The following is a 22,712-nucleotide window of genomic DNA, read 5'->3' on the forward strand; positions in this document are numbered from 1 at the left end:
GCACCCTGGGGACCGCCAACGGGTGGAGCACCTTGGGGCCCGCCACCGGGTGGAGCACCTTGGGGACCGCCGTCGCAGGGGTCTCCCGCGCCGCCTGCAGGCGGCGATCCCCCGCCGAGTCGCAGCGGGTTGAAATGGCTATTGCTCGGCGTCGCACTGCTTTTGGTCATCGCCATCACCGTGGGTGTGACACTGCTCTTTACCCGCGACGGTGATGAAGACAACCCGCCCATTGCCGGCCCGACGACTTCTGCTGCGGCGAGCGATATCGCCAGCGCGAATGACACGGGGCCGGTGTCAATCATTACGGAAGATCCGACGTGCGATGTTTGGCGGCCTATCGGAAGCACGCTTGCCGATCAAGAACGAAACGGCTGGGACACCCGCGACCCGTCAATACCCGTCGCAGCGTGGACGCCTGACCAGCGAGCACAACATGAAGCCGTCGGAGAGGCCATGCGCACGGCTGCTGACCAGACGATCGCTCTTGTCAAGATGACGCCGCACCGCGCAATGCGCGAGCTATACGAACAAACGATCGCGTATTGGCGCGCATACGCCGACTCCATCCCGACGTACTCAGCGCCTGACAATGCCTTGGCGCTTGTGGCGAACGGGACCTCGTCGGCAATTGTGTCGATTTGTGCATCAATTACATACGGATCCGCAGCATCACGCGGTCCCCTTGCCGGACTGGCGGCGTCCCCAAGCATAAGGGCGCCCATTGGCGATCCTTCGACACCCAAACGTTTCCTCGTTCCGCCCGCGAATCCCGTCTGTGCCGACTGGATAAATACGGTAGATCAGTTTAGATCGGATACCGCCGATTGGCGTGGGATCGACCCTAATATCCCTGCTGCAGCATGGAACTCATCGGAAAGGGCGGTTACACAAGCCGCCGCACATACTATGCAACAGTTCGCCGGAACAATCCGCAATCTGGGTGATCACAGCGCCAATGCCACGTGGCAGGATTTCTCGGCCCTTGCCAGCCAATATTGGCTCGCCTACTCAGCTGCTGTGGATAGTTACACACCGGCAGATAACTATCTTGCCGAAGCCGCTGCACTCCTAACTTTTTCAATTGAGGATGCATGCGACGCAACTCGTACAGGCTGATGGACACGCTAACACTGACGACCGTGATTCAGACTCCACTTTGTGCGGGCGAACAGAAATGCCGGCATAGGGTGAGCAGATGCGAACAGTGTCCCCTATTGCCCTCGCCAACAGCAACGCGATACTTCTTGGTCGGTGGTGCAACCGTTGGGAATTGAACGCGCGCCCGGAAAATACGTCACGGCGATGACAGAACCCGGTGGATGGCCTCATATTGATGAAGATGCGCTGGCGGCGCGGTGGATTGACCTCACACGCAGACTGCAGCAGCTGAACGCCGTCATGCTGACTTGGCTGGAGAAACGCGTCGAAATTTTCGGACCAGTGTGGTCTGGGAGCGGAGCGAGTTCCGCGGGAAGCGCCGTTGAAAGCCGGGTCGCGACGATGCTCGACGTTCAAATAGCGCTTGTGAAGGCGATATGGTGGTACATCACGGTCGAGAGCGAAGTCGCCGCGACAAAATCCATCATCAACGCGCGGTTAATTCAGTACGAGAGCCAGCTCGCTGAATTGGAGTCTCGGAACCTGCGCGGTGAAATTCGCGTGGATGCGATCGATCGGCTAGTTAAAGAAGCATTCGATTTGAACAAGGCCACGGTATCCAGCGCAAGAAACGCATTGCCGACATTCGACGCATTCGAATCACCTGTAGACGGACTTCGCCCACTGTTGAACATGCCGCTACCTTCGGCCGCACCACATGGTGCGACCCCTGCAGACTTCCAAGCTGGTGCATCGCCATTGCCGCCCGCGCCGATACAGCTGTTTCGGCCTGAGACAACACCGTCAGCAGGTACCACGGACAGCACAGGTGGACACGCTTCGCCACCAATCCAAGATCCGAAACCTGCCGTCGCGCCATCGCAAGGAACCAAAGCGCCACCCGAGCCCGAAAGGCCTAGCCCAGCGCACGCCAAACCTCTATACAGCCCGAGCGCTGGCACGACCATTGCTCCGCCACCACTCGATCAGGCTGCGCCTCGCAATACTGGCGCATTCTTGCCCGAAGCCCCGTCTGCCGACGTACCAGGCGTACCCGCCACCGGAATGCCAGCAAGTCCTGGTTCACTGTCCCCGTCATCCAGTCGCACGCCCGGCATGCCGTCCAGCGCACTGTCGAGCGCGACCTCACCGTCGACGAGTATGCCGACGACCACCACGCCATCGACCTCCCCGAGTCAACCTCCGATGACGGACATGCAGCGGGCGATGGGCGAGGCATCCAAAGCCATGGCGGCGCAGCCAATACAACCTCCGATCCAACCAACTCACGCACCGCTGGCACAGGCAGCCCAGCCCGCGGGTCCGTCGCCCGCCCCTGTCGAACCGAGCACACCACCCCCCGCCGCGCACACGCCGATGTCTTCTGGCCCAAGCGGCATAGCGAGCGCCGGACCCGCTCCCGTCGCACCGCCGGCCAACGCTAGTGCGCCCGCCCCCGCTCCCCCAATGCCGTTGGGCCCACCGCCGACACCCTCGCCTGCAGCCCCAATGCCGCCACCTGGGGCCAGCGCCAACGTCACCGGTCCGGGCGTCGCACCCGCCTCTGCCGGCAGCGCAGCGCCGGCTCCAGTGCCAGTCTCGGCCGCCCGTGCCGAACGTGACGCCATCGCAGCTGCCGCTACCGCAGGAGCGCTACGCCGTCAGAACAAGGGATCCGACCCGCTCACGCTGGCCCGTCGGATAGCCGCGGCGCTGAACGTCGGAAACGTCGATTTCGGCTTCTTCTGGGTGACCGCGCTAACCACCGACGGAACCATCCTGGTGGCCAACAGCTACGGCATCGCCTACATCCCCGACAGAGTTCGACTGCCCGAGCAGGTCCGCATGGTCAGCGCCGACGAATCCATTCCACTCGGCGAACGGGCCCGATGGGCGACCTACCCGATTCTTGCGTTGCAAGACTGGGCGCAACGTCATGACGCCCGGCTACGCGCAGTCATCGCGACCGAAGAGAACTTCGCGAACTTCGATCCGGGCGCTCCAAAGGTCATCCTGCAACCTGACGATCTCCCATCCGAGGGAAAGATGCAGGGACGCAGCCGGTTAGAGGTCATCGCACCGTCGGCGTCATCACAATTGGCCGCGATCAACGATCGGAACCTGCATGAACTACTGCCTCCCGCCGGAACAGACGCCAGTCCACCGGCCGACGAGACGCACATGCTGTGGTTCGACGTCGCAAAACCCTTGATGAGTACCAGCACCCAACGCGGCGAAGCACACCTACAGGCATTTGTCGCCTATGCCGAGCACGCCCAAGAACTCGCCCTTCACCGTGCACACACCGCCATTGATCCCGCCGATCAGCGAGTAGCGATCGCCGACTGGATCTACTGGCAGCACCTCAGCGTGCTGATGTCTGATGCGCTGGCAGCACCCTCATCAAGCGAAGCTAGGGTTTGACTCCACCAGCGCGGCACGGACCTAGCTAGTCCTCGTGGTGGCTCCACGTGCGTAGTTGCTCGGCAATCTCTTCGAGATTCGGCATTTCACCGGTGGCGACCCGGATCACGAAGTCGAACCGATCGTCCTCAGGGGCGCTGATCCATTCGCCGTTGATCGCCAGGAAGGTCAGGCATGCCGTCCACGCGAGTCGTTTGTTGCCGTCCACCAGCGCATGGTTTCGTTCGAGGGAGTGCAACAGCGCAGCGGACTTCGTGTGCAGATCGGGGTACGCATCCTGGCCGAGCACCGACGCCCGGGGCCGCGCCAGTGCAGATGCAAGCAAGCCGTAATCTGCGACCGCGACGTCCTTCCCGACCGCCACTCGGGCGATCGCCAGTAAGTCGTCGTGGTCGAGGTACTCAGTCATGCGTCCTTGAGACGCTCCAGCACTCCCGCCTCCTCGCGCACGACCCGCTGCAGCGCCGCAGAGACCTTTGCCGAATGCGCCCGTCGAGCGATGTACTCGTCGATGGCCGACAGCGCGACAGCCTGCATCGACCGTCCCTCCGCGACAGCCTGTCGGCGCAGAGCTTCGGTCTGCTCTTCACTTGTGCGCAGCGTCATTGCCATGAACGGGGATGATACCGGATTGATACCACATGCTCACCAGGGCGTCGCGAAGAAGCTCGACGGTCACGACACCGGGCTACCCCTACAGCACGCGTTGCTGATCACCCACGCTCACGGCCACCTGCTCCGACCCGGCGCGACTCTGACAACGGCCTTATCCGGCCACGAAAAACCAAGCTGCACAACGCCGCCCGCGCCGACGGCTGCGCCGCTTAAGCTTCGCTAACGCTCAACCCGCCGGGGCCTCGGCGACTCCGACGTACGCGCGTTGGACCGCGCGACCCCACGTATGCCGTTCTCCCTTGGTTGCAGCCATTGCACCACGTTGCGTACGTAGATCGTGAACGTCTCTAGGCGCGAAGGATCGCGGGAGATCTCGTTGCCGGGTGGTTCGGTTACGAACGTGGGGGCGCCACGGTGGACATTCCAGTTGTAGTCGGCGAAGTGATGGAAGGTGGAGTGCGCGACCGCTCTGCCCAGCGGCTCTCCGTCTGGCGTGGTCTCCCCGTCGACGGCGACGGCGAGGTTGAAGAGTCGTCCCGTGGTTCTGCTGCGCCCCTGAGCCACAACCGTCGAGAATGGCCCATGCGTCACCACTAGTCCTTCATGGGGGTGCGCGGGAAACCACTCGATTCGGCCACTCGCGGTTCGTGTCGTTCGTAGAAGTTCGTGCACGCTTCCATTGACGATGACGGGCTGATAGTCGCCGTTCGATCCGGAGTGAAAGTTCGGCCAGGAAATGGCGGGTGAGTCCACATCGTCTCGCATCGTTGCCGGATCGACTGTGGGGTCGTGGAAACGGTTCACCGCTCCCAGCGATCCAAGACACGACAGGCAACTGCCGAGGTCTTGATGATCCCGGGCGGTGAGCACGCCGCCACCACGCGCACGGAACCGGCCGATGGCCGCAGCTTCGTCATCGGTGAGCCCCGCGCCGGTGTCTACCGCCATGAGCCACAATTGATCGAAATCGAGTTCGTCGATTCGGCTCAGGATTGGGTCGTTGCCAGCTTCGCTACGGTTGCGCGGTGTCACGTCGCACCCGGCGTATCGCAGTTCGTGTGTCAGCAGGGTGAATCGCGTGATGTCCCAGTCATCGTCACTGCTGGCGATCGTGGTCTGAACCAGTATCTTCGGCGCTCTGTCGGTGTTCATGGTCAGTGGCTCTCGGGGTTGTTGGCGTCGGCGTTCGAGACGGCTCGTCGTTCACGGCGGGCTTCGAGTTCGGTCTCCTCAACGAGCGTCAGCATCGGTTGGCCGGGCACGCAGAACATCGTGACGGTGAAGCGAAGCGGGCAATCATCGCGATTGTTGCCGTCCTGGTAGTGAATGATGTCACCACCGGGCTCCCAGAACGCCTCGCCTGCGCGAACTACACGTGCGGGCTCGCCTTCCAGTTCGAACAGCATCTCGCCTTCCACCACGTAGCCGAACGCCGGGCCGCTGTGTCGGTGCGGCGGTGTGCCCGGATCGCCAGGCGGGAAATCGACGACGACAGTCATCGCGTGACCGCCGACGGGGATGACAAGTGGCACCGCCTCCTGCAGGACTGTCAAGGCGGTCTTCCAGGCGGTGCTGGGTGGGCGCGAGTCGCGAGCGGTATTCGACATGATGAGTCCGGTCCTCCGAGGTGTAGATCGCTTCAGACAGAAGACCGGATACCAGCGCATCCCGTGACAACACACGTAGAGACGGTATGTATACAGCTAATTTCGCAGTCCGGCCGAGACCACCATCAACAACACCCGCGATTTCGGGATCGGGAAACGACTGACCAATCTGCCCGCACTACGCGAGATCGGCTTCACCGCCAACCGACGTCTGCTGCACGTCCGGCCGACATCTTGCCACCTAGGACTACGCACGCCGGCAGGTTGTGACACCGCGACCGACCACACGCCTTTCCGTCCAGACCAGATCTCCGCGGCCTGTCACGAATCGGCGGGTTACTCGGTCTGTGGTTTCGACCGTGTGGCTACTGCCAGCCGCAGGGCACGACGAGAAGGGCTGGATCATGAAGGTAGTCGTCATAGGCGGAACGGGACGGGTGGGAGCACAAGTCGTTCGGCTGTTGTCCGAGCACGGCCACGACCCTGTCGCCGCGGCCCCGAGCACCGGCGTGAATACGCTCACCGGCGAAGGCGTGGACGAGGTGCTCCGCGGAGCGCATGTGGTGGTGGACGTGTCGAACTCACCGTCCTTTGAGGCGACCTACGCGACAACGTTCTTCGAGACCTCGACGCAGACGCTGCTGGCGGCCGAGGCGGCGGCCGGCGTTCAACACCACGTCGCACTGTCGGTCGTGGGTACCGAGGAACTCGCCGTGGGTAGCGGATACTTCCGCGCAAAGCTAGTGCAGGAGAGACTCATTGGTAAGGGAACTGTGCCCTACACCATCGTTCATGCGACCCAGTTCTTCGATTTCCTGAGGGACATCTTCGATGCAGCGACAGAGGATGACACCGTGCGTGTTCCTCCGGCGAACATGCAGCCGATCGCAACGGCCGATGTCGCGAAGGCCGTCGCGCACGCGGCGATCGGCGTGCCGGTCAACGGTATCGAGGAAATCGGCGGTCCGGAGAAGTTCCGGATGGACGAGTTGGTACGGGCGACGCTGGCGACGCTGGATGATCCGCGCGAGGTCGTCGAGGATCCGAATGCGCTGTACTGGGGCGCCAAACTCCGCGAGGACACGCTGTGCCCGGGTCAGGGCGCCACGCTGTTCGGCACGACGTTGCAGGAGTGGCGTCGTCAGCAGTCAGAGTCCGCCGGGTAAGCAGCGTTCAACCGTCCCCACCCAGCTGTGCGGTGCACACGTGGTGGGGACGGTTCGGCGTCCCAGCGGGCTGACACCACGTCCGACCGGAGACCGTCAGGAATTCAGGCCAGCCGCTGCGGCAACGGCGGCGAGCTTCTCTGGGGCCATCACCCAAAGCACGTGATCGATTCCATCCGACGATGCTTCGACGGTGAGGAACGCCCGCACCGTCCGGCCGTGCACGACCAGGACCGACGGGCGATCATTTGCGGTCTGCCACACGAGGTGTGTGTCCTGCCAGAACTTGCGCTGGAACGACAAAATGAAGCGAGCAACCGTTGTTCGGCCCTCGACCAGGACTCGGGAGGCGTTCCGTACGCCATTGCCGTCGGTATGGCTGATGACGTCTCGGGCCAGCAGAGCCTCCAGGTCGCCCATCCCACCGGTGCGAGCCGCGGTGACGAATCTTTCGAGCAAGCGTCGGTGGGCGGTCGCATCGACCGGCTCTTGTCGGTCGGCCGCCAGGTGCTTGCGAGCCCGACTCACCAGCTGTCGAGCATTGGCTTCGCTGACCTGGATAACCTGGGCGATAAGCGAATAGGGGTAGTCAAACGCTTCCCGCAAGATGTACGAGGCGCGCTCGGCGCCGGTCAGCTTCTCCAGCAGCATCAGCGTCGCAATGTGCAGCGCCTCTGCACGCTCTGCACCCAGCGCCGGATCGGAGCTGGTATCGACCGGTTCGGGAAGCCACGGTCCGATGTATGTCTCGCGTCGAACGCGCGCCGACTTCAGTTCGTTGATGCACAACCTCGTGGTTATGGTCACCAGATATGCGGTGGGATCGGCCACGGTGTCGCGATCGGCGGACTGCCATCGGATCCACGCCTCCTGGACGATGTCATCGGCGTCGCCAACACTGCCGAGCATGCGGTAGGCGACACCAAAGAGCTTTGGCCGGAGGCGCAGGAAGACCGCGTCGTCCGATTCGGCGGACGTGAAGTCGGGGTCAGCCACTCGCCGAGCTAACCACATCGGATGTGGTCGATTGAATTTGTCGCCGGTCGGTCGGCGGGAATCGACCTCAGACCGGCAAGTTCGGGCATCACGCCGGCGACCGCACAGGATTCTGTTCCATGGCGGGGGGTCGTGTTCACTTCGTCCGCGCTCGACGGGAGCAGGACCGCTATGACAGCACCACTGGCAGCCGCCAGAAGTGCAATCGTCGTCGCCACGGACACGATCGTTTTTCGCATGCTCCACCTTCTTCATCGTCGCACCCGATGATCGAGGTGCTCGCTACGTAGACCGAACAGGGCCACCCGTCGTGACGACACGGCCGCACAAACACGGCCGGCGCCGGTATCGACCCCACACTCTTGTCACGCAAGCTCTGCGTGTAACAAGTACGACAGCGGCGTGGTCATATCCATTGCGTTGTTCATTTCGTCGAAGGGGGCGTGCATGCCCGGGCTCGGATGGAACCGCGGTCTTGCGAGCGTCGCACCGACCTCTCGGCAACCATGACGAGTCCACACTCGCCATGTGCACCGCTCGTTGATCTCCTTGATGAGCGCGCCGCTCTCCTTGCCCTCGCCGACGGCTGGTTGGCTTCGGGGCATCTTGCTCGCCGCGTCGTACAAACGGCCTATCAACGTTGGTTCCAACTTGTCGAGGACGAGCGGCAAGCGCTGGGAATGCCGCGTGCGTGGTTGGACTCCGTCGTCGAGGCACTGTGTGCCGAGATCAACTCTGGTTCGCTGCCTCTCCGAACCAGAGATCAGCTCGTGACACCGGCGGCAACGGCGGACGCAACCGCCTACAGCAGCTGCGGTGAAGGGCCGGGAGTTGGGCTCGCCCATCGACGAAGCATGCGGCACCGTGGCGGACTGATCTACCTCGACGGGTCGGAGCTGGCTGCCGAGGCCTTCGCAACTGCGTGCCGCTTATCGTCCGGTCTCATGCTCGATATGGTTCTTGCAGAAAAAGTCTCGGTCAGGGTGGACGGCGGAGGGCACGTGCGGATCGGCCCGACCGCAATCACCGGACGCGAAGACGTAGGTTCGTTCCTCACTTCGTTACTGGGTAACCAGGGTGGCATCGATATGGCGGTCGGACACGTCAACGGATCGCCAGGCGTCGTGGTGCGCAGAGCGCACCGGGTCGTCGCAGTGCTGGCACTCGATTTCGGCGGCGGCTACGTACACGATGTGTGGATCGTGGTAAATCCTGACAAGCTGGCACACTGGAACACGCGCTGACCGATCACGATGTTCGGCCGCGGGGCGCAATTGCCTTCTGAAATCGGCTCTTTCGCGCGAGGCCAGAGCAGCGAGGCGCAGGCGAAGCCGATTGCGCCGCCGCGCAGTCTGGACATGACCGTACCTGCGGGTACCTCCAGGACGTTGGCCCGCATTTCGCGGGTGTCACACCTTCTGGTGCGACTCGGTCTTGATTGGTGTCGACGCAGCTGCATCGACCACGACAGGTCCGCAAGCCGCGCCGGCTAAGGCGCCCAGAAGGAGACGAAGAAGAATGAGTTTGGACAACATCTCACGGCTCGGTAGGCCGGAATCTAACGAGTTGGTTCCGTCGCGCTACGCGGTGCAGGTCGGCAACATCGACGTTTTGGTGATCAGCGATGGCGTGCTACCGATCACAGCATCGACGTTGGCCACCAACGCTGACTCGGCCGACCTGGCGGGCTGGCTGGACGACATGTTCCTGCCGCCTGACGTAGTCGACTGGCCGCTGAACGTGGTGGTGGTGCGTAGCGGCGACCGGACCATTCTTGTCGATGCCGGGCTGGGGCTGGAGTTCCCGGACTTCCCGCGGGCCGGGCAGACGGTCCAGCGGCTGGAGGCCGCCGGCGTCGACCTCGCGTCTGTGACCGACGTGGTGCTCACCCACATGCACATGGACCATGTAGGCGGACTGCTCACCGACGGGCTGAAGGCCCGCCTACGCCCGGATCTGCAGATCCACGCCGCGGCCGCCGAAGCCCAGTTCTGGGAGTCGCCCGATTTCTCGCGCACCTGCATGCCGCAGCCGATACCGGACGTGCTTCAAAGGGTCGCCTCGCAGTTCCTGGACGAGTACCGCGGCCAGCTGCGGACGTTCGAGTCGGAGTACGAGGTGGCACCGGGAGTACTCGTCTCCCGCACTGGTGGCCATACCCCCGGGCACAGCATCGTCCGTCTGGCGTCGGGCGGCGATCGGTTGACGTTCGCCGGCGATGCCGTGTTTGCGCCCGGGTTCGACAACCCCGAGTGGCACAACGGATTCGAACACGATCCCGAGGAGGCGGCCCGCGTCCGGGTGCGGCTTTTGCGGGAGCTGGCAGCGACCGGCGAGTCGCTGGTCGCCACTCATCTGCCGTTCCCGTCGGTCTCCCGGGTGGCTGTCGTCGGCGACGCTTTTCGATGCGTACCGACCGTCTGGGATTACTGACCGCCGGTTCACTGCCCTATCTTCGCCGGATCAGGGATTCCAAGCTTCCACCTTGAGCTCAAGGGCAGGTTAGCGGGGTAACGAAGCCATCCGATCCAGTGACCATTTGACCGCCGGACTGATACCGACTGACACCGCATGCTCAACAGGGCGTCCGCGAAGAAGCTCGACGGTCACGGGCGGCGACCGAGAAACCGCTAACCCATCCCCGTCGTGATCTTCTTGATCGCGTTGGCAGCGGCTGCATCTCGCATCTCATACCACCGCGCGGCAGCTTCCAGCTTCTCGCCGTATCCACGCGCCGCTTCGGCCGCGGCCGCCGTCTGCGCGGCGACGTCTGCCTCCGCCTTGCGGCATGCATCGGCGGTTTTCAGCTGCGGCACCGCGGCGGCGGCCTCCCCCAGAGGCGCGTCGGCCCCTATCCCCGCGATGTCACTGCCTGCCTGCTCGAAAACCGTTCCGACGCTGCGCAGCACCTGGGGGTCAACCTTCAAGTCGCTCACAGGCTGGTCCTCTCGTCATCGCCAGACGGCTCCCCCGGCACAGCCCGCGGCTCCCCCGGCACAGCCCGCGGCTCCGGCGGCGCCGCCGTGGGCGGGTCCCCGGCGTAGGTATGCGGAATTGCCTCGGCCCCCTGCCGCCCGGGCTGCGCACGGTCCGGTGAGTCCCCTTGATCGTCGCGTTCCGTGGCATCGAGCGCCTGTGTGGCCAAAGAATTCTCAACTCCCGTCACACCGTCCCGGCCCGAGCCGAGTCCGCCACCCAGCTGCCCGACCTGTTGCAGAGCGCTCTGCACACCCTGCATCGCCCCCTGCGGAACGGAGGAGGCCATGCCCATCATCTGCATCGGCGCCTGCACCGCCTGCCCGGCCATCTGCATCGGCATTCCCATCATCTGGCCAAACTGGCCCATCGGGCCGTCACCGCCGGCCGCAGAACCCGAACCGCCGCCCAACGCACCGACACCTCCCAACGGATCGCCCGCCCCCGGTACGCGTACACCATCAACGCCGCCCGCGTTCTGCCCAATTTCGAATCGGAGCCGTTCGTACTCCTCCGAAAGACGTTGATCCGTCGAGGAATACCGCTCCGCGGCGGCCTGGATGTTCGCCGCGGTCTGCTTTGCGTCCAGCTTCAGCGGCGGCAACCCGTCGAGGATCGGCGCCTCGGCCTTCGGGATCTCCCGGCCGATCACGGTCGACAACTCGTCATTGCCGACGGTGGGAGCGAATGGCTCAGGTGCATCGGGGATCTGCTCAGCCGAGCTCTCCATCTCCGCACCGTGCCCCATCAGGAGGGGCGGGTCCACCCCGAGCGGTTGCATCGTCATATCGCCCCCTAGAAGCGCAGGTTCCGCAGGACGTCGTACACGCTGGCGATCCACAGCAGCAACGGAATCACCGCTGCGATGGTCGCACCGTCGAGCAGTTCGAGGATACGTTTGGTCACCGGCGACACCCGGCGCACACCGTCCGTCGCGCCGATGACGATGAGCGCGACCGCCGCCAACCCCGCGTAGAGAGCCAGCACCAGCCAGGCCTGCCCCGGATGCCACAGCACCAGCCTCGCCGCGACGCCGGTGGGAATTGCCACCGCCGCCCCCAACAGAGCCCAGGCGCACCATCGTTCGGCGTACAGACGTGACCGGAAGCCGCAGACCGCCGTCACCAGACCGGCCACGATGAGGCTGTGCACGAAGAAGTGCCCCTGCACCACCACGGACATCGCCCCGACCGCCAGCACCAGTGCACCGGCGGTGAGAAATCCGATCAAGAGCTTCTTCGCCAGGAGGCTGCGTTCATGCAGGCGTGCGGCCGAATCGGGCACGGACGCGATGATCGCCTGCCACGTCGGTGATTCCTCGTCGCCGGTGTCGGGGCCCGTGATCGGGTCCAGCAGTTCGTCGTTGGCCACCGACTCGCCGGGCGCGGGGATGGGCGGCAGTGCAATCCGTGCCACCGCCACCGTCAGCTTGGCGGCGTTTGTCACCACGATCAGGCCGAACGCCACCGCACCGGCGGGTACCCAATAGCCCCAGCCGTAGCCCAAGGCGATCGCGGCCGCGGTCACCGCCGTGGCCGTCACTGCGATGAACGCCGCGATCTCAGCACGCCCGCGTGGCCCGCCGCGCGTGGCCAGACTCAACAGCAGCACCACCGCACCGGCACCGGCGATCTGCGGTGCCCCCAGCGCGTCAATCCCATCGGGCAGCGGAACGGCGAGCGCCGCCGCACCCGCCAGCACGGGCAGCGCTGCGACCAGGAGGCTCTCGGACATGCCCGGGCTCGCGTACCGGTTGAGCGCGAGCATGCTCCCGCCCAGAAGTCCCAGACCGAACACCGCCAGCGCCAAAGTCCACCAGAGGCTTCGGCCGGTGTCCGACCATGACACCAGTGCCAGTGCGGTGATCGCCACAGCGACAACCGGAATGGCCACGCCCACAAACCGGTTCAGCGCCGTCCGATCGAACTCGGGCGACTCGTCGAGGACCGCGATTGCGTCGATCACGTCCTCGACCAACGGCCGGTACCGTTCGGTGCGGCTCACCGACACCAACGTCAGCAGCGTCCCGTCGACGACACCGGCGGCGTCGAGGGACTCGCTGAGTTTGATCGGCGGGGCGCCGGGCCGTGCGAATGCCCAAACACCCTGCGCACCAAAGTCAAAGCCGGCCAGCACATCCTTGGGCGTGTCGTCGAGCAGCTCTGCCAGCATCGACACCGTGTCGTCGATGTAGGTTTCAATCGGCGACGATGCAGGCAGTACAAGGTCGGTCATGCGCCGACCGGTCAGGACGGTCACCCGGGTGGTCGAGGGCCTGCCGGGTGCGACGCTCGACGTGCTTGATGGGGCGACGACGGCGGTCAACGACGTTCGAGCCTGTCGAAGTCGTCAGACAACGCGGCCGCCAGTTCGACGATGCGTCGCCGGAACGTCTTGCCGAGCAGTTCCAACTGGATCTCGGTGCCGGCGGCGATGTGCTTATCCCACGGCAGGACGATGACTCGGCCCGCGGGCACGTGACGTTCGAACTGCTGCACCAGATCTGCCACGTCGACGTTCGGCTTGCCGGGCACGACGTGGTTGATCACCACGCAGGACCGGGCGAGCAGGTCCTGGTACCCGTTCTGGCGCAGCCAGTCCATCGTGACGGCGGCCTGCCGCGCTCCGTCGATTGACGCACTGGCGACGATCACCAGTCCCGCCACCGTCGACAACACACCTCGCGCCGCGGGCTGGAACAGTCCCGCGCCGCAGTCGGCCAGCACCAGGTTGTAGTAGCGCGACACGATATTGGTCGCGTCCGTCCAGTCGTCGTCGTTGAACTCACGGCGTGCCCCGCTGTACTCCTCCGACGAGAGCACCTCGAGGTTGGCTCCGTTCATGCTGGTGTAGGCACGAATGTCGTTGTAGCGGGAAAGATCGTGGTCCGAGAGCAGGTCGGCGATGGTCGCGGCCGATTGCCGTCCGGCGCGATCGGCGAGGTTCCCCGCATCCGGATCGGCGTCCACGGCCAGGATTCGGTCGCCCCGCACCCGGCTCATCGCCGATCCCAACGCCACGGTCACCGCTGTCTTACCGACACCGCCCTTGAGCCCGAACACGCCGATCTGATAGGAATCGCGGGCATTTCGCCGGATGCGCGCATGCAGGTCGATCTCGTAGAGCTCGTCGGGCGACAGGCCCAGGTTGATCCGCGTCAGCAGATACAGGACGTGGCGCCAGCCCCGCTGCGAGGGCATCTTCACCGCCGACTTCACGCCGACGTGCGACAGCGCGTCGATCGCCCGGTGATTGCCCATGGCCGCCGCCGAGGTGGGCGCCGACGGGTGGACCATCTGCCCAGGTCCCCCGTCGCCGGCCATTTCGGCTGCGGGCTCGGCGAAGTGCTGGGTAGGGGCGGGCGCGGGCGCCTGACGCGGCATCGGCGCAGGTGCGGACCGTGGCTGCTCGTAGCGCGCACCATGGGGCACGGCCGCCCGGGGCACGCGCATCATCCCGTTGACCGGTCGCTGCGGCGTCGGGGTGGGCGAGGCAGGGATCCGGCTGGTGCCCTCCGACGTCCGCCGAACCGGTGCTGTCGCATGCTGAATCCTGCTGGTCGGGGCGGCCGGCATGGGTGGCATGGGTGGCGGGGCCACCTCACCCCCCGAGGGCCCACCGGCCGGGACGGATGCGGACAGAACCATGTCGCGTTCAGCGTCCGTAGACTCCTCATCGGCCGACTGCACAGCATCGCCGGAGGAGTGGAAAAGCCGGTCATAGTCGGCCGACATCGGTACCTCTCAAAAGTTGGTTCACGACGTGCGCGAGGTGGACGGATCCGCGGATCACGGTGTGCCCGTCCACCTTCGTGCCCGCTCGTGTCAGGCGAACATCCCGGTAACGCCGGCTTCTGTCTGTGCCATCGTGGCACTGGCTTCGCTGATCGTCTGCGCCAGATTCTGCAGTGCCGCATTCAATTCCGCCGAGGTGTTGTCCCAGCGCATCTGCACCGCCTGGTAGGCCTCCGAGCCCGTGCCACCCCACACCGCGGCGAGCGCGCCCAGTGAGGCCTTGCCCTCGTCGAGCAGTCCGGCGGTGGTCCCGACGGCGCCCTGGATCTCACCGGCACCGCCCTCGATACCCGCGAAATTCCAAACCTGTTCAGTCATGTCCTAACTCCGTTTCCGTTGTCTTGTGGTCAGAGGTGCATCGCCGAGGTCAGCGTGGATTGCTGATCCTCATCGGTCGAGCCGTACTGGGTGCCCGAGGTGTGGATGTTGGCCGAAATGTCGTTGAGCGCCTGGACCTGCGCCAGGGCAGCCTCCTGGTAACGCATCAGCGCCGCCTGAGCGGCCTCGCCCGCGAGGCCCCGCCACTGCGGAACGAGGCTGCCTGCCGTCGACTCGACCTGAGCCTTGACCGCCTGGAGCTCGCCCGAGATTCGCTCGAAGTTGCTGGCCTCCTTGGCGAGGACAGCAATATCGGTATTCATTGCCATTCTGGATCTGTTCCTTCTCTTCCTGTGTCCTCACCACTGCATGGCGAGTCCCCCCGGCCCCCCGGACCGGAAAGTCTGTGATGACCTGGCGACTTACCAGTCGTCGTCGTCTTCGCCCAGGTCGTGATCGAGCGGGGCCGGGGCCAACAACCCCGGCCTGTTGCCACCGCCCTTCCCCCGCTGGCCCATCATTCCCATCGGGCCCATCCCACCGGCACCGCCTCCGACGGGTGCCAACCCCGCCGCCGCAGCGCCCGCCGCCGCCCCCGCGGCGACTGCCACCGGTGCCACCGTCGGTTCGCCGCCGCCAATGAGGTTGGTCATCAACGGCGTTCGTGGTGAGGAACCACCGGCACCGGGCAGCGAAGCGGCGCGCACCAGCCCTGCGCCGGCACTCGCGCCCGAGCCGCCGAGCGCCGGATGGTTGGACAGAGGACTGGCGCCGATCAGGCCCATCTGCGCACCACCCTTGTCCGCGCCGTCCAGACCGCCCATCTGGCCGAACAGCGACGACACCTGCTGCAGTGGCTGGGTGAGCTGCTGCATCGGCTGCATCAACATCTGACCGGCCTGCTGGGGCAGCTGTCCCAGCGTGGATCCGAGCTGCGACGCCATCTGCGTGGCCATCTGCACACCCTGCTGAGCCATCTGGTTCTGCGGTTGGGCTTGTTCAGCGAGGTTCTCGGCCTTCCTCACCTGCCCCTCGGCCCGTTGCGCGACCATGTTCCCCTGGGCGGTGGCCCGCCCGGCGTTCAGCCCGACCGACTCCAGCTTCGCCTGGGAACTGACGTGCGCGATCGCCGCATTGCGCACTGCCGCGCCCGGCGCCCGCGCCCCGGCCTGTCCCAACGCCGCGGCCGCCGCACCCTCCCCCACGCCCGGGATCACAATCGGCTTCATCGGCACGATGGGCTCGAACAAGGTGTTCAGGGTGGTCTCGGCCTGATAAGCGTCCATGGCGCCGGCGGCCTGATTCCACATCCGCACGAAGTAGTCCATCTCGTTGACGCCAATCGGAACCGTGTTGACGCCGAAGAAGTTGGTCGCCTCCAGGACACCGTGCGTGATGTGGTTCTGCTCGATCTCCGGCAGCGGTGGCGTCGTTGCCATCGCCAGGGAGTACGAGTTGGCCTGCGCGACAGCCTGCATCGACCGCTTCATTGCCTGCGCCGATACGGTGCGTAGCCATATCACCATCGGCATGGTTGCTGAGACGGCCCGCTCGCTCGCTGTGCCTGTCCACACCGACGTCAGCGCCGCCAGGCTGGCGGCCAGTTCGTCGGCCTGGGTTTCCAGCAGCAGTGCGAACGTCTCCCACCCCACGGCCGCCTGCATCATCGGCGCAACACCCGCGCCGGCCATCAGCCGTGCGGTGTTGAGTTCCGGCGGCATCCCGTGCCAGGTCGGAAAGGTGATGGGTACCAGTGGTGGCATTGGTGTGGTGGGGTCGGCTCGGTTGGCTACAGGGTGCCGGCGTTCGCGGCGTCCACGGCCTCGTAGATTCCGGCGATCTCGACGTATGTCGCACCAGCTCGGGTGAGTTCCTCCTGAGCGAACGTGTTCACGGCCACTGCCTCGACACCCTCGCTGGCAAAGCCGAGTGCCGCCTGCACCGACACCTCGTCAGCACCGGCGGGCGCCAGCGCGGTCACCGCCGCGGAAGCGGCGTCGCCCCCGACCATCCCGCGGGCGGCGTTGGCGACGACCTGGGCGCCGATTCCTGCGGCTCCGGGGTTGTGCGTCATCGGTTCCATCTGCACTACCTTTCTCGATTTCGATGTGGCTGATCTAGGGCGCACGAAGCCCTTGGCCGCCACGGCCGGCGTTCGTGCGTCACTCCCCCAGGTAGTTTGCTAGCGCTCATCAATCAGCGTTGCTGTACTCCTCAGTAGATACTAGCTGCCCGCGGGTGATGCTCCTAACACTTGTTCGTCCAGCTGATCGTCAGGGGGGTCGACATACGCCGCCTGGATGACCTCTTTGCCGTCCGGGGAGACCAGGAAGGCCTGGCCCGGGGGACGCTTACGGAGCTTGATCTCGCTGGAGGGGAACTCGGTCTTCTCCCCGGACAGGAACAGCGTCGGCGTCCCGGCCCCGTACGCCGCGCCGACGAACTTGTCCATCGTGGCGCGGTGGGCCTGACTCATCTGGCAGGTCACCACGATGTGCAGGCCGATGTCCGCAGCCGCGGGGAGCAACGGAGCCAGCGGCGCCATCGGCGGCACCATTCCCGACGCGGCGACGATCATGTGCCAGTCGTCGACGAGCAGGACGACGTCGGGCCCGCTCCACCACGACCTGGCCCGCAGCTGGGCGGTGGTCAGGTCCGGAGGCGGCAACCGCTTCTGCAGGTTGGTGGCAAGCGCCTTGATGGACGCCTCCAGGGCAGCGTGATTGCGGTTGACGGCTCCGGCGTCGAGCAGATGGCTTTCGGGCACCGCGTCCAAGAGAGCCGAGCGGTAGTCGGCGAGCATGAACCGCACCTGAGACGGGCTGTTACGTGAGCAGATCGCCTGTGCCACAGCGTGTGCGATACGGGTCTTGCCCGACTTCGGGGCGCCGAAGATCAGCAGGTGCGGCGTCCTGTGCATGGGGTTGTAGGCCACCGTCAGATCGGATTCACGCACACCAAGCGGCACCGTCCACCGCATGCGGTAATCGGCGTCTGGCCCCGGCGGGCTGGGATCGAGCTCACGCAGATGGATCCGTTCCGGCAGCACCCGCACCCGCGGCGCCTGGTCGCTGTGGCGGGCCGCAATGTGGTGTACCGCAGCCGACATCGCGGGAACCAGGTTGTCGGCGCTGTGCACGCCATCCAGCCTGGGCACGCCGATCATCAGGTGGTGCTTCTCCAGCGAGATGCCTCGTCCGGGGCGGTTCGCCGGGATCTCGCGGGTGATCCGGTCGATCTGGGTCTCGTTGACGTCGCCGAGGCGGAATTCGACCTTGGTCCCCAGATAGTCGCGTACGCGCGACTTGAGCTCCGTCCACCGCGGCGTCGAGATCACCGTGTGCACACCGAAGGCCAGCCCCTGCCCAGCCAGATCCTGGACGACGGGCTCCAGATCGGGGAACTCGGCGACGAACGCCGGCCAGCCGTCGATCACCAGGAACACGTCGCCGAACGGGTCGGCGGCCGCCGGGTCGTTCGGGTCGTTGCGCATCTGGCGGTAGTCCGCTATCGAACCGACCCGATGCTGCTTGAACGCAGCTTCACGCTGGCGCAGAACGGCTTTCACCTCCGCCACGACGCGGTTGACGCGGTCGGGCTCCGACCGGGTCGCCACTCCACCGACATGCGGCAGATCCTCGAGATACATCAGTCCGCCGCCGCCGAGATCCACGCAGTAGAACTGCACCTGGCGTGGGGTGTGTGTCGCGGCCGCCGACAGGATCAGCGTCTGCAGGAACGTCGACTTCCCGGTCTGCGGGGCACCACCGACCGCGATGTTTCCGCCCGCGGCCGACACGTCGATGCCCCACACCTCCTGGCGGTGCCTGCGGGGCTCGTCCATGATGCCCAGCCCGAAACGCAACGGTGCACGCAACTGGTCCCTCTCGACCAGCTCATTGACCGGTGTCGGAGCGGTCAACGGCGGCAACCACATTCGATAGGCCCGGATGTCACCGGTGGTCAGCTGGTTGAGCACCACCTCTCGCAGCACCCGCTGTTCGGTCGGCGCGCTCATGCCGTCACCGTCGCATCCAGGATCGGCGCCGCCGTGAACCGGTGAATACGCACGCCGCTCTGGACGTGCGTCCGCGGCTTCGCCTCGCCGTCGTCGGCGGCCGGCGTCGAGGGCACATAGTTGACACCGGTGTAGACGCTGTGGAACTTCACCGGGTCTTCCATACCCACCCGAAGGAACCCGACGCCGCTTTCCTTGTTGGTGATGTACTGCGCCTCGGGAGTTCCGATCACCGCCTTGGACTCGGCCGAGCTGGTGGTGCGAAGGGCGATGCGGTACGTCAAGTTCGGCTCCAGTTTGTCGATGCGCACGCCGCCGGTGTTCAGGGACTGGGTGGCCAGCAGCAGATGCACGCGCAGCGACCGGCCGACCCGGCAGATCCGGTCGAACAGCGCAATGAAGTCCGGGTGGTTCTGCAGCAGTTCGGCGAACTCGTCGACGACCACGAAAAGCGTTGGCAGCGGTGGCAAATCGGCCCCGCGCTCACGATGCTTCTCGTACTCGGCGACGCCGGACAACGCGCCCGCCGCACCGACCTGGATACCCGCCTGGCGCAGGATCGACTGACGGCGGTCCAGCTCGCCGGAGAGCACCTCAGCCATCCGGCTGACCAGTTCGGCTTCCTCTTCCATGTTGGTCACCACCGCCGCGGTATGCGGCAGCTTCTCCATACCCAGAAATGTGGACCCGCCCTTGAAGTCCGTCAGCAGGAGGTTGACCTGATCGGGGTGGTGGGTGGCGGCCAGCGACAGGATCAGCGTGCGCAGGAACTCCGACTTGCCCGAACCCGTCGTGCCGATCAGCATCCCGTGCGGACCGGCGCCGAACTCCGCACCCTCCTTGATGTCGAGGTACATGATCTCGCCGGTCTTGAGTTCATGGCCGAACGGGATCCGCAGCCGGTCGCGGTCGGTGTCGGTGAACATCCGCCACCGCGCCGGGGTGACTTCCTCGACGGTTTGCGCGCCCACGAGCTGGTGCCATTCGGTGGCGACCTTCTTCTGCACCCGCACGTTCTTGTCGATGATCGTCCCCGTGATCGACCATCCGGCAAGCTTTCTCGCCACCCTAGCCGCCTGTTGCGCCGTCATCCGGTCGCTGGTGGTGCTCACCAGGCGGAAGCTGGAGTTGGGCAGTCGGTCATCGGCGGTGCCGTTCTCGGCGACGCGGATCCGGTAGGCCGAGCCGCGATGGTTGCCCAGCGTGATGACGGTGACCCCGGCGCGCCCGTCCAACGGGAACCCGGCGCGGCCGCCGGTCAGGTCCACCACCACGACGTAGGGTCCGCTCGGGATCGCGTCGGCGGTGTGCGGCCCGCGTGCGGTGAGGTCGCTCAACCCATCGGGCCGGGTGAACACCAGCCGGGTCGCGCCCGCCGCGTCGGTGTCGGTCTGATGCTGAACGTGGGGAAGCCATTTCAGCCACGCCCAATCCGGATCCTCGGGGTTGTCGGTGAGCACCCGAAGCTGCAGCAGGTCCGGCGGATGGAACACCGCAAGGTGACAGATCATCGCCGTCAGCAGGGCCGCCGCGCCGGCCGGGTCACCGCCGATGGCGATGGTCGGGAAGGTCCGCAGCTGAACCAGTTTCGGGCAGTCGTGGATGAGCCCGTGGGTGCGCAGGAACTTCGTCACCCACATGTGGCTGACCGGCTCAAGATGAGGTTGCGGTGCGGCCTGCGGCCCGGCGAGTTCGCCGCCGACCGAGGGCTTGAGCAGACGGTCGACGGCCGGTTCGGCGCCGAGGCCGATCCGCGTCGCGGCGTAGAAGTCGGCGTTGGCAGGTCGTGACCACTGCCGGTTCGTCCCGATGACGGACAGCAGATCGTCGGGATGCGGTGCGTGGTAATTGAAGAACGCCACCTGCGCCGCCGCTGACGACGTCACCCGGGTGCGCAGACCGGACAGGTACCGCAGGTATTCCTTGCGGTCGGCGTTGATCTCGGGCACCCGTTTGGCGCCGGATCCGCCGCCCGCCATGAATCCGACGGTGGCCATGACCATCATCAGCGGCATCATCAGCATGTACGGCGACAGTTGGCGAACGCCGGTGAAGATCATGATCGCGATCATCCCCAGCATGCAGCCGCCCATCACCCACGGCAGCGCCCGCTGGATGCCCGAGGGTGGAATCTCCACGCCCAAGTCGTCGGGCGGGGTGACGGTGATCTCACCGGGCGTCAGGCGTGGTCCCCGCTTGACGATCGGGGTGAACTTCTTCGTCGTCATGAGCCGCCTCCGGCGGCACTGGCCGGTTGCGCGGTGCCGTCGTCATTCACCTTGCGTGGGTTGGGATCCGGTGGCAGCGTGTCGTGTTCGAGCAGGGCGGCCGGTTTGGACAGCACCGGACCGTCGACGAGCAGGCCCACCACCTGCCACGGTGCGGTGATCGGTCCGGCGAGACCGAGGTTGGCGCCCGTCTGCTCGTCGGGCACCCCGTAACGCACGCCCTGCGGATCGATGTAGTAGAGACTCTCCCCATATCGGGGGTCCGGCGACTGCAGTCGGATGAACTGGCCGCTCTCGATGTACACCGTTGAGTCGCCGCCGATCTGACGGATGCCGGTACCCAGCGCCGACGACGGCAGCGGCAACTTACGGCTGGCGATCACCGTGGACTTCGGGGACTGCTCGCCCGGCTCGCGCTGCCAGGACCAACACAGCGCAGGCGCGTCCTCCCGCAGCAACATGGTCAGCGGCGTATCCGGCAGCGGCGACACGTACACCTGTTCGGCGATCTTGGCCACCACGCTGGATTCCACCGACGGCGGCGAGATGAGCCCGTAGGAGTTGGTGGCGCGCAACGCGGCGGCGGTGGTGGCGTTGACCCGCGCCACGCCGTCGGCGAGGACCACGAAGTACCGCTCACCCGACTCGGTCATGGTTTGGACCACCGCACCGATCACCAGATTCGGCGGCAGGCCGACGGAATTCGGCTCACCCGCGCGGGCGATCTGGGACAGCTGCCACGGCCCGGCGTTGGGCAGCGCGTTGAACAGTCCCTCCGAGACCGGCGTCGCCCGTGCGGTGACGGGGATCCCCACCGCAGAGGTGACGGCCCGGTCGGCAAGATCGATCGAATGGCGGCCGTCCCTCGTGACCAGCCAGGTGTCGCCCTGGTGCGACACCAGCATCCCCTGGTCGGGCTGCATCGGACCGACCGTGGAGTCGACGGCGAGGCGGCGGATGATCACCGACGTCTCGACGGTCGGGACCGCGCTGTCCGGCTTGGCCACGGTGTCGCACAGTGTCCACATGGACTCGGGCGCTCCCACCGGGGTGGCGTACGGTGCGCCGGGGATACCCATGGACTGGCCCTTCGGCATCCGGTTGAGCTCAGCCGATTTCACCGCGACGGGTGTGCCGGCGTTGCCGAGGATCAACCGCGCCGACGTCAGGTTGTAGACCGGACGCAACTGGCCGTTACCCGGCATCACGACATAGAGCTGATTGGTGCTCCGGTCGACGAGAAGGCTGTCACCGCCCCGCTTTCCGAGCGGTTTGAAGTAGGCGAGCAGCGCCGCACCGAGGCAGACGAGCACGGCAATGACGATGCCGGTGGACACCGCCCGGCTGTAGAACTGCAGCGGATCGTCGAACATCCGGGTATCCCGGCGCACGAGCGCGTGCTCGACACGGCGCAACAAGAAACGCCAGCCGCTGACCTGAACCTTGGTGGTGAGCCGGAAACTCGCCAT

21 protein-coding genes are annotated in these 22,712 nt (G+C 65.7%); 5 read left to right on the forward strand and 16 right to left on the reverse strand.

Annotated elements, in window-relative coordinates; genetic code table 11:
• Positions 1-129: 129 nt before the first annotated feature.
• Both ADBZ6K_RS24075 and ADBZ6K_RS24080 read left to right on the forward strand, forming a co-directional pair.
• Positions 130-1,119 carry an ESX-1 system-associated protein gene (locus ADBZ6K_RS24075; RefSeq protein WP_526351437.1) on the forward strand — a complete coding sequence of 330 codons (990 nt, stop codon included), beginning with the start codon at positions 130-132 and terminating at the stop codon, positions 1,117-1,119.
• Between the two features lie 1,491 nt (positions 1,120-2,610).
• The gene (locus ADBZ6K_RS24080; RefSeq protein ID WP_526351525.1) at positions 2,611-3,525 is read left to right on the forward strand and encodes an EspK C-terminal domain-containing protein; all 915 of its coding nucleotides are present in this window, start codon (positions 2,611-2,613) and stop codon (positions 3,523-3,525) included.
• 25 nt (positions 3,526-3,550) lie between these two features.
• Here the strand turns inward: ADBZ6K_RS24080 and ADBZ6K_RS24085 are convergent, their stop codons facing one another.
• The 4 genes from ADBZ6K_RS24085 to ADBZ6K_RS24100 all read right to left on the reverse strand — a co-directional run bounded on the left by ADBZ6K_RS24085 (position 3,551) and on the right by ADBZ6K_RS24100 (position 5,747).
• Complete coding sequence (locus tag ADBZ6K_RS24085) at positions 3,551-3,934, reverse strand: type II toxin-antitoxin system death-on-curing family toxin (protein ID WP_526351439.1); 384 nt, start codon at positions 3,932-3,934, stop codon at positions 3,551-3,553.
• Positions 3,931-4,137 (reverse strand): CopG family transcriptional regulator, encoded by a 207-nt coding sequence (locus tag ADBZ6K_RS24090; protein WP_526351441.1) that lies wholly within the window; start codon positions 4,135-4,137, stop codon positions 3,931-3,933. Before ADBZ6K_RS24090 ends, ADBZ6K_RS24085 begins: the two co-directional genes overlap by 4 nt.
• 222 nt (positions 4,138-4,359) lie before the next feature.
• Positions 4,360-5,292: a hypothetical protein gene (locus tag ADBZ6K_RS24095; protein ID WP_526351443.1), complete on the reverse strand. Its 933-nt coding sequence runs from the start codon at positions 5,290-5,292 to the stop codon at positions 4,360-4,362.
• Between the two features lie 2 nt (positions 5,293-5,294).
• On the reverse strand, positions 5,295-5,747 hold the full coding sequence (locus ADBZ6K_RS24100; protein WP_526351445.1) for a cupin domain-containing protein: 453 nt from the start codon (positions 5,745-5,747) through the stop codon (positions 5,295-5,297).
• Positions 5,748-6,307: 560 nt separating this feature from the next.
• On the opposite strand from ADBZ6K_RS24100, the gene ADBZ6K_RS24105 reads away from it, so the two are divergent.
• Positions 6,308-6,913 carry an SDR family oxidoreductase gene (locus tag ADBZ6K_RS24105; RefSeq protein WP_526351447.1) on the forward strand — a complete coding sequence of 202 codons (606 nt, stop codon included), beginning with the start codon at positions 6,308-6,310 and terminating at the stop codon, positions 6,911-6,913.
• Between the two features lie 96 nt (positions 6,914-7,009).
• Here the strand turns inward: ADBZ6K_RS24105 and ADBZ6K_RS24110 are convergent, their stop codons facing one another.
• Positions 7,010-7,909, reverse strand: a complete 900-nt coding sequence (locus ADBZ6K_RS24110; protein WP_526351449.1) for an RNA polymerase sigma-70 factor — start codon at positions 7,907-7,909, stop codon at positions 7,010-7,012.
• 506 nt (positions 7,910-8,415) lie between these two features.
• Here ADBZ6K_RS24110 and ADBZ6K_RS24115 point away from each other — a divergent pair.
• Positions 8,416-9,153, forward strand: a complete 738-nt coding sequence (locus tag ADBZ6K_RS24115) for a hypothetical protein (RefSeq protein ID WP_526351451.1) — start codon at positions 8,416-8,418, stop codon at positions 9,151-9,153.
• Between the two features lie 274 nt (positions 9,154-9,427).
• Positions 9,428-10,342: an MBL fold metallo-hydrolase gene (locus ADBZ6K_RS24120; protein WP_526351453.1), complete on the forward strand. Its 915-nt coding sequence runs from the start codon at positions 9,428-9,430 to the stop codon at positions 10,340-10,342.
• Between the two features lie 197 nt (positions 10,343-10,539).
• On the opposite strand, the gene ADBZ6K_RS24125 is transcribed toward ADBZ6K_RS24120, so the two are convergent.
• The 11 genes from ADBZ6K_RS24125 to eccB form a co-directional block, all read right to left on the reverse strand.
• The gene (locus ADBZ6K_RS24125) at positions 10,540-10,845 is read right to left on the reverse strand and encodes a type VII secretion target (RefSeq protein ID WP_526351455.1); all 306 of its coding nucleotides are present in this window, start codon (positions 10,843-10,845) and stop codon (positions 10,540-10,542) included.
• On the reverse strand, positions 10,842-11,672 hold the full coding sequence (locus ADBZ6K_RS24130) for a hypothetical protein (protein WP_526351457.1): 831 nt from the start codon (positions 11,670-11,672) through the stop codon (positions 10,842-10,844). Before ADBZ6K_RS24130 ends, ADBZ6K_RS24125 begins: the two co-directional genes overlap by 4 nt.
• A gap of 8 nt (positions 11,673-11,680) precedes the next feature.
• A complete protein-coding gene (gene eccD, locus ADBZ6K_RS24135; protein ID WP_526351459.1) occupies positions 11,681-13,210 on the reverse strand; it encodes a type VII secretion integral membrane protein EccD in 1,530 nt (509 codons plus the stop codon).
• Positions 13,207-14,619 carry a MinD/ParA family ATP-binding protein gene (locus ADBZ6K_RS24140; RefSeq protein ID WP_526351461.1) on the reverse strand — a complete coding sequence of 471 codons (1,413 nt, stop codon included), beginning with the start codon at positions 14,617-14,619 and terminating at the stop codon, positions 13,207-13,209. Before ADBZ6K_RS24140 ends, eccD begins: the two co-directional genes overlap by 4 nt.
• A gap of 90 nt (positions 14,620-14,709) precedes the next feature.
• Entirely contained in the window at positions 14,710-14,997 is a 288-nt protein-coding gene (locus tag ADBZ6K_RS24145; protein ID WP_526351463.1) for a WXG100 family type VII secretion target, read from the reverse strand.
• Between the two features lie 29 nt (positions 14,998-15,026).
• On the reverse strand, positions 15,027-15,326 hold the full coding sequence (locus tag ADBZ6K_RS24150) for a WXG100 family type VII secretion target (protein WP_526351466.1): 300 nt from the start codon (positions 15,324-15,326) through the stop codon (positions 15,027-15,029).
• A gap of 93 nt (positions 15,327-15,419) precedes the next feature.
• Positions 15,420-16,760 (reverse strand): PPE family protein, encoded by a 1,341-nt coding sequence (locus ADBZ6K_RS24155; protein ID WP_526351468.1) that lies wholly within the window; start codon positions 16,758-16,760, stop codon positions 15,420-15,422.
• A gap of 26 nt (positions 16,761-16,786) precedes the next feature.
• Positions 16,787-17,080: a PE domain-containing protein gene (locus ADBZ6K_RS24160; RefSeq protein WP_526351470.1), complete on the reverse strand. Its 294-nt coding sequence runs from the start codon at positions 17,078-17,080 to the stop codon at positions 16,787-16,789.
• A 141-nt stretch (positions 17,081-17,221) separates the two neighbouring features.
• Positions 17,222-19,015: a type VII secretion protein EccCb gene (gene eccCb / locus ADBZ6K_RS24165; protein WP_526351472.1), complete on the reverse strand. Its 1,794-nt coding sequence runs from the start codon at positions 19,013-19,015 to the stop codon at positions 17,222-17,224.
• Entirely contained in the window at positions 19,012-21,243 is a 2,232-nt protein-coding gene (gene eccCa / locus ADBZ6K_RS24170; RefSeq protein ID WP_526351474.1) for a type VII secretion protein EccCa, read from the reverse strand. The genes eccCb and eccCa overlap by 4 nt, the downstream gene beginning before the upstream one ends.
• The gene (gene eccB / locus ADBZ6K_RS24175; RefSeq protein ID WP_526351476.1) at positions 21,240-22,712 is read right to left on the reverse strand and encodes a type VII secretion protein EccB; all 1,473 of its coding nucleotides are present in this window, start codon (positions 22,710-22,712) and stop codon (positions 21,240-21,242) included. The genes eccCa and eccB overlap by 4 nt, the downstream gene beginning before the upstream one ends.

The sequence above is a fragment of the Mycobacterium sp. genome, from assembly GCF_044223235.1.
Lineage (GTDB): Bacteria > Actinomycetota > Actinomycetes > Mycobacteriales > Mycobacteriaceae > Mycobacterium.